The organism is Pseudonocardia petroleophila (assembly GCF_014235185.1).
Lineage (GTDB): Bacteria > Actinomycetota > Actinomycetes > Mycobacteriales > Pseudonocardiaceae > Pseudonocardia > Pseudonocardia petroleophila.
Map to the genome: position 1 here is coordinate 2,833,134 of NZ_CP060131.1, position 14,499 is coordinate 2,847,632.

At 74.5% G+C, this 14,499-nt stretch carries 17 protein-coding genes; 9 read left to right on the forward strand and 8 right to left on the reverse strand.

Features of this window, described 5'->3' with window-relative positions:
* Positions 1-12: 12 nt before the first annotated feature.
* From H6H00_RS14270 to H6H00_RS14285, 4 genes are read left to right on the forward strand one after another with little or no spacing between them, the layout of a single operon-like run.
* Complete coding sequence (locus H6H00_RS14270) at positions 13-1,065, forward strand: ABC transporter substrate-binding protein (RefSeq protein ID WP_185721728.1); 1,053 nt, start codon at positions 13-15, stop codon at positions 1,063-1,065.
* A complete protein-coding gene (locus H6H00_RS14275; RefSeq protein ID WP_185721729.1) occupies positions 1,062-1,877 on the forward strand; it encodes an ABC transporter ATP-binding protein in 816 nt (271 codons plus the stop codon). Before H6H00_RS14270 ends, H6H00_RS14275 begins: the two co-directional genes overlap by 4 nt.
* On the forward strand, positions 1,874-2,635 hold the full coding sequence (locus tag H6H00_RS14280) for an ABC transporter permease (protein WP_185721730.1): 762 nt from the start codon (positions 1,874-1,876) through the stop codon (positions 2,633-2,635). The genes H6H00_RS14275 and H6H00_RS14280 overlap by 4 nt, the downstream gene beginning before the upstream one ends.
* A complete protein-coding gene (locus H6H00_RS14285) occupies positions 2,632-3,462 on the forward strand; it encodes an ABC transporter permease (RefSeq protein ID WP_185721731.1) in 831 nt (276 codons plus the stop codon). Before H6H00_RS14280 ends, H6H00_RS14285 begins: the two co-directional genes overlap by 4 nt.
* 87 nt (positions 3,463-3,549) lie before the next feature.
* Here the strand turns inward: H6H00_RS14285 and H6H00_RS14290 are convergent, their stop codons facing one another.
* Positions 3,550-3,765: a hypothetical protein gene (locus tag H6H00_RS14290; protein ID WP_185721732.1), complete on the reverse strand. Its 216-nt coding sequence runs from the start codon at positions 3,763-3,765 to the stop codon at positions 3,550-3,552.
* 75 nt (positions 3,766-3,840) lie between these two features.
* Here H6H00_RS14290 and H6H00_RS14295 point away from each other — a divergent pair, with 75 nt between their 5' ends.
* Together H6H00_RS14295 and H6H00_RS14300 are read left to right on the forward strand one after the other, a co-directional pair.
* Complete coding sequence (locus tag H6H00_RS14295; RefSeq protein ID WP_185721733.1) at positions 3,841-4,590, forward strand: acyltransferase; 750 nt, start codon at positions 3,841-3,843, stop codon at positions 4,588-4,590.
* Between the two features lie 100 nt (positions 4,591-4,690).
* Positions 4,691-4,849 (forward strand): hypothetical protein, encoded by a 159-nt coding sequence (locus H6H00_RS14300; protein ID WP_185721734.1) that lies wholly within the window; start codon positions 4,691-4,693, stop codon positions 4,847-4,849.
* 1 nt (position 4,850) lies between these two features.
* Here H6H00_RS14300 and H6H00_RS14305 read toward each other — a convergent pair whose 3' ends face one another.
* The 3 genes from H6H00_RS14305 to H6H00_RS14315 form a co-directional block, all read right to left on the reverse strand.
* Positions 4,851-6,104 carry a glycosyltransferase family 4 protein gene (locus H6H00_RS14305; protein ID WP_185721735.1) on the reverse strand — a complete coding sequence of 418 codons (1,254 nt, stop codon included), beginning with the start codon at positions 6,102-6,104 and terminating at the stop codon, positions 4,851-4,853.
* 377 nt (positions 6,105-6,481) lie between these two features.
* Positions 6,482-7,438 (reverse strand): phytanoyl-CoA dioxygenase family protein, encoded by a 957-nt coding sequence (locus tag H6H00_RS14310; RefSeq protein WP_185721736.1) that lies wholly within the window; start codon positions 7,436-7,438, stop codon positions 6,482-6,484.
* A complete protein-coding gene (locus tag H6H00_RS14315) occupies positions 7,435-8,256 on the reverse strand; it encodes a class I SAM-dependent methyltransferase (protein WP_185721737.1) in 822 nt (273 codons plus the stop codon). The genes H6H00_RS14310 and H6H00_RS14315 overlap by 4 nt, the downstream gene beginning before the upstream one ends.
* A 60-nt stretch (positions 8,257-8,316) precedes the next feature.
* On the opposite strand from H6H00_RS14315, the gene H6H00_RS14320 reads away from it, so the two are divergent.
* Positions 8,317-9,165, forward strand: coding sequence for a methyltransferase domain-containing protein (locus tag H6H00_RS14320; protein ID WP_185721738.1), 849 nt, complete (start codon positions 8,317-8,319; stop codon positions 9,163-9,165).
* A 34-nt stretch (positions 9,166-9,199) separates the two neighbouring features.
* Here the strand turns inward: H6H00_RS14320 and H6H00_RS14325 are convergent, their stop codons facing one another.
* From H6H00_RS14325 to H6H00_RS14340, 4 genes are all read right to left on the reverse strand, one after another.
* Positions 9,200-10,672, reverse strand: a complete 1,473-nt coding sequence (locus H6H00_RS14325) for a 1,4-alpha-glucan branching protein domain-containing protein (protein WP_185721739.1) — start codon at positions 10,670-10,672, stop codon at positions 9,200-9,202.
* Positions 10,673-10,697: 25 nt separating this feature from the next.
* Positions 10,698-11,447, reverse strand: coding sequence for a class I SAM-dependent methyltransferase (locus tag H6H00_RS14330; protein ID WP_185721740.1), 750 nt, complete (start codon positions 11,445-11,447; stop codon positions 10,698-10,700).
* Between the two features lie 272 nt (positions 11,448-11,719).
* Complete coding sequence (locus H6H00_RS14335) at positions 11,720-12,013, reverse strand: hypothetical protein (RefSeq protein WP_185721741.1); 294 nt, start codon at positions 12,011-12,013, stop codon at positions 11,720-11,722.
* Positions 12,014-12,190: 177 nt separating this feature from the next.
* Positions 12,191-12,355: a hypothetical protein gene (locus H6H00_RS14340; protein WP_185721742.1), complete on the reverse strand. Its 165-nt coding sequence runs from the start codon at positions 12,353-12,355 to the stop codon at positions 12,191-12,193.
* Between the two features lie 332 nt (positions 12,356-12,687).
* On the opposite strand from H6H00_RS14340, the gene H6H00_RS14345 reads away from it, so the two are divergent.
* Together H6H00_RS14345 and H6H00_RS14350 are read left to right on the forward strand one after the other, a co-directional pair.
* Positions 12,688-13,473, forward strand: coding sequence for an electron transfer flavoprotein subunit beta/FixA family protein (locus H6H00_RS14345; RefSeq protein ID WP_185721743.1), 786 nt, complete (start codon positions 12,688-12,690; stop codon positions 13,471-13,473).
* 17 nt (positions 13,474-13,490) lie between these two features.
* The gene (locus H6H00_RS14350) at positions 13,491-14,450 is read left to right on the forward strand and encodes an electron transfer flavoprotein subunit alpha/FixB family protein (RefSeq protein WP_185721744.1); all 960 of its coding nucleotides are present in this window, start codon (positions 13,491-13,493) and stop codon (positions 14,448-14,450) included.
* The last annotated feature ends 49 nt before the right edge of the window (positions 14,451-14,499 follow it).

The following is a 14,499-nucleotide window of genomic DNA, read 5'->3' on the forward strand; positions in this document are numbered from 1 at the left end:
AGGAGTCCCCGCATGATCGTGTCCCGTCGTGACGTGTTCCGCCTCACCGGCCTCGGCGCCGCCGGGTGGGTGCTGACGGCCTGCGGGGGCGGGTCGGCGTCGTCGGCCCCGGCGGCGGGGGGCGGATCGCTCGGCGAGGTCTCGGTGCAGCTGTCGTGGATCAAGAACATCGAGTTCGGCGGCGAGTTCATGGCCGACTCGAAGGGCTACTACACCGAGGCGGGCCTGTCCGGCGTCGAGCTGGTGAGCGGGCCCGTCGACAGCGCCGACGCCCTCGTGCTCGCCGGCAACGTCACCGTCGGCGTCTCCGCCCCGGACGCCACCGCCCGCTTCATCGTCGAGCAGGGCGCCCCGCTGAAGATCATCGGCAACACGTTCCAGAAGAACCCGTTCTGCATCCTCTCGCTCGAGGAGGGCACCCCGATCCGCACGCCGGCCGACCTCGTCGGCAAGCGCGTCGGCATCCAGGCCGGCACCAACCAGCAGATCTTCGCCGGGCTGCTGGCGGCGAACGGGATCGACCCGGCGTCGGTCGAGCAGGTCGTGGTCCAGTACGAGCCGACGCCGCTCACGGAGAAGACCGTCGACGGCTTCATGTCCTTCCTCACCAACGAGCCGTTCCTGGTGAAGGCCGACGGCTTCACGCCCGTCACGCTCGCCTTCGCCGACAACGGGCTGCCGCTGACGTCGGAGTCGTTCGTCGTGCTGCAGGAGACGATCGACGACCGGCGCGACACGCTCAAGGCCTTCCTGCTCGCCGAGGTCCGCGGCTGGAACGACGCCGTCGCCGACCCGGCCGCCGCGGCCGCGCTCGCCGTGAACACCTACGGCGCCGACCTCGGGCTCGACCTGCCCGGCCAGACCGAGCAGGCCATCGCGCAGAACGACCTGATCGTCAGCCCGGACACCGCCGTCAACGGCCTGTTCACCGCCACCGACGCCGCGATCGCCGACGTCATCGAGGCCCTGTCGGTCATCGGCATCACCATCACCGCCGAGGAGCTGTTCGACTTCTCGCTCCTCGACGAGGTGTACGCGGAGAACCCCGGGCTGATCGTCGGATGACCTCCACCGCCGCCCGCTCCACCCTCGACCCCGCCGCCCAGCCGGCGTCGGCCACCGGCATCCACATCCGGGGGCTGACGAAGACGTTCACGATGGGCCGCACCGCGGTGGAGGCGCTCGCGCCCGTCGACCTCGGCACGGTGCAGAACTCGTTCCTGTCGCTGCTGGGGCCGTCGGGGTGCGGGAAGTCGACGATCCTGCGGATCCTCGCCGGCCTGGAGTCCCCGACGGCGGGCGAGGCGCTGATCAACGGCCGCTCGACCCGCGAGATCCAGCGCGACCACCAGCTCGGCATCGCGTTCCAGGAGGCGGCGCTGCTGCCGTGGCGCAGCGTCGCGGGCAACATCCGGCTGCCGCTGGAGGTCGCCGGGATCACGCCGGAGCCCGGTCTGGTCGAGGGGCTGATCGAGCTGGTCGGGCTCACCGGGTTCGAGAGGGCGAAGCCCGCCCAGCTCTCCGGCGGCATGCGCCAGCGCGTCGCGATCGCCCGCTGCCTGGTCGTGCAGCCGACGGTGATGCTGCTCGACGAGCCCTTCGGCGCCCTCGACGACATGACGCGCCAGCGCCTCAACGTCGAGCTGCTGCGGATCTGGACCGAGCGCCCGGCCACCACGCTGATGGTCACGCACGGCATCTCCGAGGCGGTGTTCCTGTCCGACGTGGTGGCGGTGATGAGCGCGCGGCCGGGCCGGATCGCCGAGCTGGTGGAGATCGACCTGCCCCGGCCGCGGCACCCCGACCTCATGCGCACCCCGGAGTTCCACGCCTACGTCGACCGGCTCTCCGAGATCCTCTTCGGGGGCGCGGAATGACCCGTTCGCGGCTCGGCGGGCTCGCAGGCGTGCTGGTGATCGTCGCCGTCTGGTGGCTCGCCTCGATCGCGCTGTTCCGGGGCAGCGGGTCGATCCCGACCCCGCCGTCGGTGTTCGCCGAGTTCGCCGACCCGCAGCGCTGGTCCTCGACGGTCACCAACGCCACGTCGACGGTGTCGGCCGCCGCACAGGGCTACCTGTGGGGCAACCTCGCCGCGATCGCGCTGGCCGTGCTCGTGCTGCTGGTCCCGCGGCTGGAGGCACTGGCCAACCAGGTCGCGATCGTCAGCTACTGCATCCCGCTCGTCGCGATCGGGCCGGTGATCGTCATCGTCGCGGGCCGCGACGCGCCGAACGGCGCCTCGATCGTGCTGGCCGCGATGAGCGTGTTCTTCACGACGGTCGTCGGCTGCCTGGTCGGGCTGCGGGCGGCCCCGCGGGCCAGCATCGACCTGGTGCGGGCCTACGGCGGCTCGGCGTGGACGACGCTGCGCAAGGTCCGGGTGATCTCCGCGCTGCCCAGCCTGTTCGCCGCGCTGCGGATCGCCGCGCCCGCCGCGTTCCTCGGCGCGATCCTCGCCGAGTACCTGGGCAGCGGCGGGGACTCCACGCTGGGCCGGGCGCTGATCGCCGCGCAGACGCAGTCGGACGCCCCGCTGCTGTGGTACCTCGCGCTGGTCAGCGGCCTCATCTCGGGCATCGGGTACCTGCTGGTCGGGCTGGTCGCGCGGGTCGTGACGCCCTGGACGAGCGCGTGATCGCCGCGCGGCTGGGGCGGGCCGTCCTGACGATCGGGATCGCCGTCGTGGTGCTGGTGGCGCTGTGGGCGGCGCTGCTCGCCCTGTTCGACGTCTCGTCGTTCGTCGGCAAGTCGCCGTGGGACGTGTGGGCCTACCTGTTCTCCGACGCGCCCGCCCGCGGCGTCCGGCCGGCGTCGCTCACCGCGGAGCAGGCCCGCGCCGACAGCCTCGCGGCGCTGGGAACCACGCTGGTCAACGCGGCCATCGGGTTCGCCTCCGGCATGGTGGTCGCCACCGTCGTCGCGATCGGGTTCGTGCTGTGGCGCCCGTTCGAGGTGGCGTTCCTGCCGATCGCGATGCTGCTGCGCTCGGTCCCGCTCGTGGCGATGGCGCCGCTGCTGCTGCTGGTGTTCGGCCAGGGCAAGCTCGGGATCGCGGTGATCGCGGCGATCGTCGTGCTGTTCCCGGCGCTGGTGAACATCGTGCTCGGGCTCGGCGCGGCCCACCCCCAGGCCCTCGACGTCGTGCGCGTCAACGGCGGGTCCGCGATCACCGCGCTGGTGACGGTGCGGATCCCCTCGGCGCTGCCGCAGTTCCTCGCCTCGGCACGGATCTCGGTGCCCGGCGCGATCGTGGGCGCGATGCTCGCGGAGTGGCTCGTCGGGTTCGAGGGGATGGGCGGGGTGCTCTCGGGCTACAAGGGCTCGGGCAACTACGGCGGGGTGTGGACCGTCGTCGCGATGTCGGTGCTGGTGTCGATCGTGCTCTACGAGGTGATGACGGTGGTCGAGGCCGCGCTGCTCGCGCGCTGGGGCCCGGAGGCCGGGGTGGCCACCCGGGCGTGACCGCGCTCGGCACCACGGGACCCGCCGGGGACGCGCCCGTCGACACCGTGCGGGTGGGCCGGGTGCCGACGGGCGCGGACCGACGGGCTACTCCGACCGCGTGGGCTCGCTCTCGTCGTCGGAGTCGAGGTCGGTGGCGGCCCGCTCGGCCGCGCCCCCGCTGCCGCCGGAGTCGGTGTCGGGGGAGTCCTGCGCGGAGGCGTCCGCGGCGGCGTGCACGCGGTCGTCACCCGGCTCGGCCTCGGTGGGGTTGTCGACGCGGCGGGAGACGACGCGGTCGAGCTCCTCGTCAGATGTGCTCATCCCGCCGGGTACCCCGGCCGGCCCGGGACGACACCGTCCCCGGCCCGGTCCGGCCGCGTCCGGCATCATCGGCGCATGACGAGCATGTGGGGGTCGCCGCTGCGCGACCGCTGGGCCGGTCGGCGCGACCCGCGCCAGGCCCGCTTCCTCACCCTCGCCTCGCTGCGCTGGGTGCTGCGCAACCGGGCGTACACGCCCTGGTACCTGGTGCGCTACTGGCGGCTGCTGCGCTTCCGGGCGGCGAACCCGCACGTGGTGCTGCGCGGCATGGTGTTCCTCGGCAGGCGCGTCGAGCTGCACGCCCGCGCCGGCTACGGGCGCCTGGAGATCGGCCGGTGGGTGCACATCGGCGACGGCAACTCCCTGCGCTGCCACGAGGGGTCCCTGCGGATCGGTGACAAGGTCGTCTTCGGCAAGGACAACACCGTCAACTGCTACCTCGACGTCGAGATCGGGGCGGCCACGATCGTCGCCGACTGGGTGTACGTCACCGACTTCGACCACCGCATCGCCGACGTCACGATCCCGATCAAGGACCAGGGCATCGTCAAGACGCCGGTGCGGATCGGGCCGGACTGCTGGATCGGCACGAAGGTCTCGGTGCTGCGCGGCACGCGGGTGGGCCGGGGGTCGGTGCTGGGCGCGCACGCGGTGGCCCGCGGTGACATCCCCGAGTACTCGATCGCCGTCGGCGCGCCGGCGCGGGTCGTGCGCAACCGGCTCGACGACTACCGCGCCGCCGCCGACGAGCGCGCCGCGATCGCCGACATCGCCCGCAAGACGGCCGCGGCCGTGCAGGACCGGATCGCGCAGGCCGGATCCTGACGGACTGAATCGATGTGACCTGCGTCCGAGCTGGTAACAGCCGGCCCGTGCCGACCGTTGGCCAGGGTGGAAGCGCTCACCGATCCGAAGGAGCTCCCCGATGAACGACCGCACCGTCGCCCGCCTGCAGGAGCTCGAGGTGTCCTACACCGTCGCCGTCAACGAGGCTGTCGCCGAGGACCGCGACGACCTGGTCCGCGAGCTCGTCGCCGAGTACCCGAACGCGATCGCCGAGGCGCTCACGAGGGACGCCGCCTGACTCACCTGCCGAACACGTTCCCGGTGGGGATCTTCGGGCGGGCCAGTTCCCTGGGGCCGCCCGCCGTCGTGCGGTCGTAGACCTGCGCGGTCGCCGCGGCGATGTGCGCCCAGTCGAACTCGACGCCCAGCCGCGCCCGCGCGGTCCGGGCCCGCCGCCGTGCCGCCGCCGGATCGGCGAGGACCCGTCCGACCGCCCGCGCCAGCGCCGGGACGTCGCCGGGCGGGAACGAGACCCCACTGACGCCGTCGACGACGATGTCGCCCAGCCCGCCCGCGCTCGACGCCACCAGCGGCGCCCCGGCCGCGGCCGCCTCCAGCGCGACGATGCCGAACGGCTCGTAGCGGCTAGGGAGCACGACCGCGTCGACGCCCGCGAGCAGCGCGGCCAGGTCGGCGTCGGGCAGGTGCCCGAGGAACCCGACGCTGCGCCGCACGCGGTGGGTGCGCACGGCGTCGTCGAGCAGCTCCGTCGCGGTGCCGGTGCCGGCGACCAGCAGCCGCGTGCCCGGGTGGGCCCGCCTGATCCGGGGCAGTGCCGCGATCAGGTCGTGGACGCCCTTCTCGTACTCCAGGCGGCCGAAGTAGAGCAGCAGCGGGGCGCCGTCGGGGGAGTGGCGCTCGCGGGCCGCGGCGACCCGGCGGCGCGGGACCCGCCAGCCGCGGGGCTCGATCCCGTTGTGCAGCACCGCGATCGGGGCGGGGTCGAGGTCGAACAGCTCGGCCACCTCGGCCCGCATCGCCGCCGAGCAGGTGACGACGGTGTCGGCGCGGTTCGCCAGCCACCACTCCGTGGAGTGCACCTGGCGGCTCGTCGCCGAGGACAGCCAGCCGTTGAACCGGCCCGCCTCGGTGGCGTGGATCGTGGCGACGAGCGGGGTGCCCAGCACGTCGGCGAGCGCGATCGCGGGGTGGGCGACGAGCCAGTCGTGGGCGTGCACGACGTCCGGGCGCCAGTCGCCGAGGCGGGTGAGGGCGGCGCGGACCATCGCGTGGCCCATCGCGAGCGTCCACGCCACCATGTCGCGGGCGAACTCCAGGTGCGCGGGGTCCTCGGCGACGCGCAGCACGCGCACGGCGCCGTCGGTGTCGAGGCCGGTGGGGTGGGTCCCGGCGTCGCTGCCGGTGGGGTGGCGGGACAGCACGACGACCTCGTGCCCCGCCGCGGCCAGCTCGGTGGCCAGCGCGTGCACGTGCCGGCCCAGGCCGCCGACCACGACCGGGGGGTACTCCCAGGACACCATCAGCACCCGCATCGACAGAACCTACTAGCCGGTAAGCAACGCCCCGACACACCCCACCCCGGCGAGTTTGCCCACCGCCCTCGGCGAGTTTGCCCACCGCCCTCGGCGAGTTTGCCCACCGCCCTCGGCGAGTTTGCCGCTGGCGCCCGGTGAGTTGTCCGGCCGTGCAGGTCGGGCCGGGGCGGGCGGCGGAGGCCGGCCGGTCGGCCACCGGGTGGCCGCAGCGATGGGACGCCCCCGTTCCCGTGTTCGAGCCAGCCGACTCGCCGGACGGGGTCGGCCAATTCGCCGGGTGTGGGCGGCAAACTCGCCGGGTGTGGGCGGCAGACTCGCCGAGGGGAAGCGGCAGACTCGCCGGGGGCGACGGCACACTCGCGGGGTGGGGGGCGTCAGATCAGGGGGTTGAGTCCGCTCGCGACCACGGCCCCCGGCTCCGCGCCGGGGATGAACTTGCGCCAGTCCCCGCTCACCATCGTCGGGGCGTCGACCACGCGCACGCCGTCGGCGAAGTAGGTGGTGGCGAGCACCATGCGGGGAGCGGTCGTGCGGTTGGCGCCCGCGGTGTGGAAGCAGTGGGCGGAGTGGAAGCTCATCTCGCCCGCCGCGAACGGCCCGTCCTCGACGTCGACCTCGCCCGCCCGGAACGCCTCGGACACCCCACGGTCGTAGGACGTGCCGTGCTTGTCGAACGCGACGTCCTCCACCAGCCGCCACGTGTCGGCGCCGCGCGCGAACGCCAGCGGCCCCATCTCGCGCGGGGTGGGCTGCAGCGGGATCCACGCCGTGAGGACGTCGGCGGAGGCGAGTGGGAAGTGGTGGGCGTCGAAGTGCCACGGGGTCCGCCCCGCTCCGGGCTCCTTCGACAGCGCGTTGTCGTGGTAGAGCCGGACGTGCCCGACGCCGAGCAGCCCGGCCGCGATCCCGCCGATCCGCGGCGAGAGCACCGCGGCGCGCAGCAGCGGGTCGTCGAGCCACATCATCTCCAGGCTCTGGAACCCGACGGCCGGGTCGACGGCCGCGTCGAGCATCTCCCGCAGCCGCACCCGCAGCCGCTCCAGCCCGCCCGGCGAGAGCACCCCCGGCAGCTTGACGAACGAGTCGGCGCGGTACGCCGCGACCTGGGCGTCGCTGAGCGGGTAGGGCTCGGCCAGCTCGGCGGCCAGCGCGTCGTCGGAGGGGAGGGGGCCGGGGTCGTGCGGCGCGGGGTCGCTCAGCGGCCCGGACGGCGCGGGGCCGTCGGCCAGCGACATGTACCAGTCCCACCACTGGTCGTTGCCGCGGTCCCACTCCACCGCGACGTCCGATGCGGCACCCGCCGCGGTGGTGGCGGACAGGTACGGGTTCACCGGCTCTCCCAGGTCATCAGGTGGGTCTCGTGGGTGAAGGTGTAGGCGCCGTCGGCGTCGCGGCACCCGGCCAGGTAGATGCCCAGCGGGCCGTCGGACTCCATCGCGTCCAGCGAGACGGTGGAGTCGAACGCGCAGCGCTGCAGGAACCCCTCGACGACGCCCCGGTCGGCCGACCCCGTCGTGTAGTGGATCGGGACGGTCTGCGGCGCGACCCCCGCCGCGCGCAGGGCCGCGTCGACGCCCTCCGCGTCGGTGTAGGGCGTGACCTCCGGTGCGAACTGGGCCCGGTAGGCCTCGTAGAACGCGAGGTAGTGCGACCGCGCGCAGGCCTGGGCGATGACGCCGAACCCGCCGGGCCGCAGCGCCGCCACCATCCGCGCCACGCCCGCGTCGAGCTGGTCGGGCGGCAGTGCGTAGAGCGCGTGGGTGGCCCAGGCGACGTCGTAGGCGCCGCGCGCCCGGAAGTCCTGCAGGAACAGCTCGTGCTCACCGGCCGCGGCGAACGGGGTGCGCAGCACGGCGCGGGCCTCGGCGATGCTGAAGCCGGAGGGATCGAGCAGGTCGACGGCGACGGGCGGGTGCGACGGCAGGCCCTTCTTCAGCAGCGCGGCCGGGAACTTCCCGCTGCCGCACGCGACGTCGAGCAGGCGGATGCGGCCGTCGAGGGTGTGGTCGCGCAGGTCGGCGGCCCAGTCGCGGGCGTCGGCGAGCTGCCGGTAGTCCTCCGTGGCGAGCGCGTAGAAGGCCTCCATCTCCGTGCGGCCCGCCTCGCTCCAGTGGTCGAGACTGCGTCGGGCCGTGTCGGGAGTGGTCACCGACGAACCCAACCACGCCGTTCGCCGCGCCGCGACCGGTCCGGGCCCCTACGTTGAGGTGTGACCACCCTGGGCTCGACCCTCCCGCTGGACCGTCTGCGCGACGAGCTCCGCGGGGCGAGACCCCTGCCGGCGCTGACCGGCGAGCGGTACGCGCTCACCCACGCCGCCTACGAGGCGGCGAGCGACCAGCGTCCCCGGCTGCAGGAGTGGATCTCCACGGTCCTGCCGCCGCTGCTCGACGGGCACGACCCGGTGCGGGTCGTCGGGGTCGGGGTGGGCGACGGCAGCGTCGACGCCCGGCTCGCCGCCGCGCTCGCCACGGGCGAGCGCCGGGTCCACTACACGGGGGTGGAGCCGCACGGGCCGTCGGCGATGGGGTTCGTCGGACGGCTGGTGGCGCTGCCCGCCGTCGCGCTCACGCCGGCGGTCGTGGTGGGGGACTTCGCCGACCACGACGCGGGCACCCCCGCCGACCTCGTGCACTTCGTCCACTCCCTCTACTACGTCGACGACCTGGGCGCGGCCCTCGACCACGCGCTGACGATGCTGCGGCCCGGCGGCCTGCTCGTCGCCGCGACCGCCCCGCTCGCCCCGCTCTGCGTGCTCACCGAGCTGCTCTGCCCCTGGGGCGAGCACCGGCCGTGGTTCGCCGCCGACGTCCTCGACGAGCTCGACCTCCGCGCGCTGGACGTCCGCACCGAGACCCTGGTCGCCCACCTCGACGTCACCGACGTCCTCGCCGACCCGTGCGGACGGGGCGAGGCGGTGTTCGACTTCCTGGTCGGGGCCCGCACCGCGTCGATGACCCCGGCCGTCCGCGGTGCGGTGCTCGACTACCTGGGCGGCATCGTCGTGGACGGGCGCGTCCCGCACCCGCTGGACATCATGATCGCGCGGGTCCGCTGACGCACGAGGGGCGCGGGCCCCGCCGCCGCGCGGCTCAGCGGTCGAGGTCGCGCGCGTCGAGGTGGCCGAACGGCTGCGCGGGCCACCGGCCGACCAGGCGCGCTGCGGCCCCGCGGCGGCCGCCGTGCAGCAGGGCCGCCAGCTCGTCGACGCGGTGGGCGTGGCCGTGGGCGCGGTCGCGCGCGTACCCGGCCGCGGAGTCCTTGGTGACCATGAACGCCCAGTCGCTCGACAGCGCCAGCAGCGCCTCCTGGGCCAGCGCGTCGCGCAGCGGGTCGCGGCCGGGACCGGCCGGCGGCACCGACAGCAGCGTCTTCTGCACCGCCGCGTTGAGCGCGACGAGGTCCTCGACGCCCGCCCACACCCGCCAGTCCTTCCCCGACCCCCACGACGACGGCGGCAGGTCCACCGGAGCACCGACCAGGCCGGCGTCGACGGCCCCGCGCAGCGTCGTGACGCGCACCCCGGCGTCGGGCAGCGCGCGCAGCACCGCCTCCAGCCACGCCGGGCCCTCGTGCCACCAGTGGCCGAACAGCTCGGTGTCGAACGCGGCGACGGTCAGGGCGGGCCGGCCGTGCTCCGCGCGCAGGCCCGTCAGCCGCTCGCGGACCACGGCGACGAAGTCGGCGGCGTCGCGCGCCACCGCGGCGGCCGCCCGCCGCGGGTCGTAGGGCGCCTTGTCGCCCGGCTCGACGGCGTGGCCGGTGACGCGCGCCGGCTTGAGGCCCGACGGGTGGTCGTAGGTGTGGAAGTCGCGGTAGTCGCGCCCGCCCGGGTAGCCCTTGCGGGGCGACCACACGCGGTAGGTGACGTCGAGGTCGCGGGCGAACGCGAGCACCCCCGACCCCCCGACGGGGCGGGCGAACGCGGTGTCGCCGCGCACCGCCGGACCGTCGACGAGGAACCGCGCCACGCCCGCGTCGGCGTACCCGTGCTCCATCCCCGGCGCGTACCCGCACTCCGGCGCCCAGATCCCGGACGGGCGGGTCCCCAGGCGCAGCTGCGCGTCGGCCAGGCCCGTGGCCAGCGCGAACTCCCGCACCGGCGGTTCCAGCAGCGGTGCGAACGGGTGCGTCGCGGGCCCGCCGAGCAGCTCCAGTGCGCCGGCGTCGGACAGCCCGCGCAGCAGCGGCGACGCCCCGTGCCGCCAGCGCCGCCCGAACAGCTCCAGCGCGGCGGTCGCGGCGCGGTGCTCGTGCGCCCCCAGCTCCGGCAGCCGGGCGGCGGCCTCGTGGGCGCGCAGCAGCCAGCCGCCGAGCCAGTCGTGGACGCCGCGCAGCGAGTGCGGGTCGTCGAGCTGGGCGGCGAGGACGGGGGTGACGCCGAGCGTCAGCAGGTCGCGGCGGCCCTCGGCGGCCAGGCGCTCCACGACGTCGAGGACGGGGAGGTAGGAGTGCGCCCAGGACTGGTAGAGCCACTCCTCGCCGACCGGCCAGCGACCGTGGTGGGCCAGCCAGGGGAGGTGGCTGTGCAGGACGAGGCAGAAGGTGCCGACGGGTTCCGCCACCCCCGCACGCTACGGGAGGCCGCACTCAGGGGCGGACCGCGATCGCGAGCAGGTCGAGGCCGGCGTCGACGTCGTCGGTCCGCAGCTCGAAGTCGGCGCAGGTGACCGAGGCGACGTCCGCGCGCAGGTCGTCGGGCCACGGTGCGCCGTCGACCACCACCGCCACCTGCGCGTCGACGATCGACCCGCCGTGCCGGGCGTCGAGCTCGCGCAGGCGGGGCCCGTGGTGCAGCCCGAGCACCTCGACGTCGGCGAACCCGGCGTCGCGCACCAGCCCGGCCAGCTCCCCACCGGACAGCTCGCGCGTGTGGAACGGGTTGAGCGGGGTGTCGCGGCCGGGGGAGAAGGTGATCCGGTTGGGGGTGGACAGCAGCAGGGCACCGCCCGGGCGCAGCACGCGCAGGCACTCGCGCAGGAACCGCTCCTGCTCCCAGAGGTGCTCGACGACCTGCAGCGACACCACCGCGTCGACGGCCCCGTCGCGGACCGGCAGGGCGACGAGGTTGGTGCGCGCCACGTCGACGCGGGGGTAGCGGCGGGCGACGTGCGCGGCGGTCGGGGCGTCGTAGTCGAGCCCGACGACCCGGCGCGCGACCCCGGCCAGCAGGTCGGCGCCGTACCCCTCGCCGCAGCCCGCCTCCAGCACGACGGCGTCGCGGCACCGCTCGCGCAGGGCCTCGTAGACGACCTCGTGCCGGCGGAACCAGTAGTTCTCCTCGGCGATGCCGGGGACGGTGCGCTCGCCGGTCAGCGGCAGCGTCTCGACGTCGGACAACGACCCTCCCGCGGCGCCCCGGTCGGTCGCCGGGCCCCGGCGAACGTACCCGGTTCCCGGTCCCCCTCCGGACCGGGAACCGGGGGTCAGCGGGCGGTCACCCCGCGCGCAGCGGAGACCTGCGGGCCCCGGCGCTCGGCGCCGGTCGGCTCGTGCCTGGTCATCGTCGTCTCCGCGGCGTCGCACCGGGGTCACCCGGTCGTGGTCACTCGACCGGGGACGCTAGGGAGATCGGGCGGGCGGCGGAAGGGACCTGGGTCCCGTGTCCGGGCTCAGCGCTCCGGGCCGCCCGCGACCGTCAGCACGCCGCCGACGGTGTGCCGCAGCCACGCGAGGAGGACGCGGTCGTCGAAGGTGAGGGGCACCTCGGGGCCCGACCAGCCCAGCAGCGCGACGGGCCGGTGCGCGAGCGCGTCGCGCAGGGCGGCGGCGAGCTCGGGGGTGGCGCGGACGGTCACGCCGTCGTGCGTGACGGCCTGCGAGTGCGGTGTGGCGGAGGTGGCGTCCGGCCCGGTGCTGAGGACGTACCCGCAGCCGTGACGGTCGTCGTAGCCGGTCACCACCACGGCCGCACCCCTCTCACCCGCACCCCGTGGGCGGGTGTCCCCGCCGGCCTGTCCGGGACGTCCGGGAGGTACGCGCGGACCCTATCGGCTCCCGCGCCGGGCCGGGAGGGCCGAGCGCGGGCGGAGACGACGGACGGCGCCCGCTCATCCGGGCGCCGTCCGTCGGGGAGGAGTGGTCTACAGGCCGCGGCGGCGTCCGCGGTTGCCGAGCAGCGAGGTGACGAGGCCGGCCAGGCCGCCGCCGCTGCGTCCGCCGGCGGCGGGGGCGCCACCGGCCGGGCGGGCGCCGCCGCGGTGTCCGGGGTTGGCCGCACCGCGGAGGGCGCCGAGAAGTCGGTTCATGAGAGGCATGGGTAGCTCCAGTGTCCGTGCGGGGCGGTCCGGCCGGGACGAGCCGGACCGTCACCCGATCCGGTGAGGGGGTGCCCGGTTCGTCCGGTCCGGAAACCCGCGGTGCGGACCCGGTCACGCGCGGTTCCCGCCGGGTCGGTGAGCAGCCTCACCTCGCCGCCCGTTTGCCGCGGGGATACCGCCCGGTAACAATGGCGGGCAGAGCCGCCCGCCGTGCCCGACGGCGGCACCGGGTGGCAGAGTCGTTTCATCCGTGGGGCTCTACGACCCCGCGAGACCCACGAGCGGCAGCGGCCGCACCGGCAGGAGGTCGAAGAGGTCCGATGAACATCGTCGTGCTGGTCAAGCAGGTGCCCGACACCTACTCCGAACGCAAGCTGAACCCGTCGGACGGGGTCCTGGACCGGGACGCCACCGACGCGGTCCTGGACGAGATCAACGAGCGCGCGGTCGAGGCGGCGCTGGTCCTCAAGGAGGCCAACGACGGCTCCGAGGTCACCGTGCTGACGATGGGCCCGGACCGGGCCACCGACGCGATCCGCAAGGCGCTGTCGATGGGTGCGGACAAGGCCGTGCACCTGTCCGACGAGGCGCTGGCCGGGTCGGACGCGGTGTCCACCGCCAAGGCGCTCGCGAAGGCGATCGGCACCGTCGACGGCGTCGACCTGGTCATCGCCGGCAACGAGGCCTCCGACGGCCGCGGCGGCGCGATCCCCGCGATGGTCGCCGACGTGCTGGGCTTCCCGGCGCTGACCCACGCCCGCGAGATCACCGTCGACGGCTCCGCGATCACCGTGAAGCGCGAGACCGACGAGGGCGTCACGTTCCTCTCCGCCGAGCTGCCCGCCGTCGTCTCGGTCGGCGAGAAGATCAACGAGCCGCGGTACCCGTCGTTCAAGGGGATCATGGCGGCGAAGAAGAAGCCGGTCGCCACGATCACGCTGGCCGACGCCGGCATCGACGCCTCCGAGGTGGGCCTGGCCAACGCGCTCACCACGGTGACCTCGGCCTCGCCGAAGCCGCCGAAGAGCGCGGGCGAGAAGATCGAGGACGAGGGCGACGGCGGCTCGAAGATCGCCGCGTTCCTCGTGTCGCAGAAGCTCATCTGAGAGAGGGAGAAGAGAACATGGCTGAGGTTCTGGTCCTCGTCGACCACCTCGAAGGTGAGATCAAGAAGTCGACGTTCGAGCTGCTGACCGCCGCGCGGACCCTGGGCGAGCCGTCCGCGGTCGTCGTCGGCCCGGCGGGCACGGCGGCGAAGCTGGCCGACGGGCTCACCGAGCACGGCGCGGAGAAGATCTACGTGGCCGAGACCGACGACGCGGCGTTCCTGACGCCCGAGGTGTCGGTGCTGGCGTCGCTGATCGAGTCGGCGTCCCCGGCCGCGGTGCTGATCGGCGTCTCCGCCGACGGCAAGGAGATCGCCGGGCGCCTGTCGGTGCGCACGAACTCCGCGTGGCTCAACGACGTCGTCGGGATCTCCGGCGCCAGTGACGGTGGGGCGGGCGTCACGCACTCGGTGTTCGGCGGCGCGTACGTCGCGGAGGCCAAGGCCAACACCGAGCACCCGGTGATCACGCTGCGCCCGGGCTCGGTCGAGATCGAGGCCGCCGCGGGTGCGGGGGCCGAGGAGACCGTCACGGTGTCGGTCGACGGGCGCAACGCGTCGGTCACCAGCCGGGAGCCGATCGTGGGCGGTGACCGTCCGGAGCTCACCGAGGCCTCGGTGGTCGTCTCCGGTGGTCGCGGTGTGGGCTCGGCCGACGACTTCGGTGTCGTCGAGGGTCTGGCCGACACCCTCGGTGCCGCCGTGGGCGCCTCGCGCGCCGCGGTCGACTCGGGCTACTACCCGCACCAGTTCCAGGTGGGGCAGACCGGCAAGACGGTCTCGCCGCAGCTCTACATCGCGCTGGGCATCTCCGGTGCGATCCAGCACCGGGCCGGGATGCAGACGTCGAAGACGATCATCGCGGTCAACAAGGACACCGAGGCGCCGATCTTCGAGATCGCCGACTTCGGGGTCGTGGGCGACCTGTTCACCGTCGCCCCGCAGCTCAAGGACGAGATCGCCAAGCGCAAGTCCTGACGCTCGTCGCACGACCGGAAGGCCACCTTCACGTGAAGGTGGCCTTCCT

Bases quoted from the DNA above. Each gene is read 5' to 3' on its own strand.
- H6H00_RS14345 (WP_185721743.1), top strand. From the start codon at position 12,688: ATGAACATCGTCGTGCTGGTCAAGCAGGTGCCCGACACCTACTCCGAA.
- H6H00_RS14280 (WP_185721730.1), top strand. From the start codon at position 1,874: ATGACCCGTTCGCGGCTCGGCGGGCTCGCAGGCGTGCTGGTGATCGTC.
- H6H00_RS14305 (WP_185721735.1), bottom strand. From the start codon at position 6,104: ATGCGGGTGCTGATGGTGTCCTGGGAGTACCCCCCGGTCGTGGTCGGC.
- H6H00_RS14350 (WP_185721744.1), top strand. From the start codon at position 13,491: ATGGCTGAGGTTCTGGTCCTCGTCGACCACCTCGAAGGTGAGATCAAG.
- H6H00_RS14340 (WP_185721742.1), bottom strand. From the start codon at position 12,355: ATGAACCGACTTCTCGGCGCCCTCCGCGGTGCGGCCAACCCCGGACAC.
- H6H00_RS14290 (WP_185721732.1), bottom strand. From the start codon at position 3,765: ATGAGCACATCTGACGAGGAGCTCGACCGCGTCGTCTCCCGCCGCGTC.
- H6H00_RS14300 (WP_185721734.1), top strand. From the start codon at position 4,691: ATGAACGACCGCACCGTCGCCCGCCTGCAGGAGCTCGAGGTGTCCTAC.
- H6H00_RS14275 (WP_185721729.1), top strand. From the start codon at position 1,062: ATGACCTCCACCGCCGCCCGCTCCACCCTCGACCCCGCCGCCCAGCCG.
- H6H00_RS14295 (WP_185721733.1), top strand. From the start codon at position 3,841: ATGACGAGCATGTGGGGGTCGCCGCTGCGCGACCGCTGGGCCGGTCGG.
- H6H00_RS14270 (WP_185721728.1), top strand. From the start codon at position 13: ATGATCGTGTCCCGTCGTGACGTGTTCCGCCTCACCGGCCTCGGCGCC.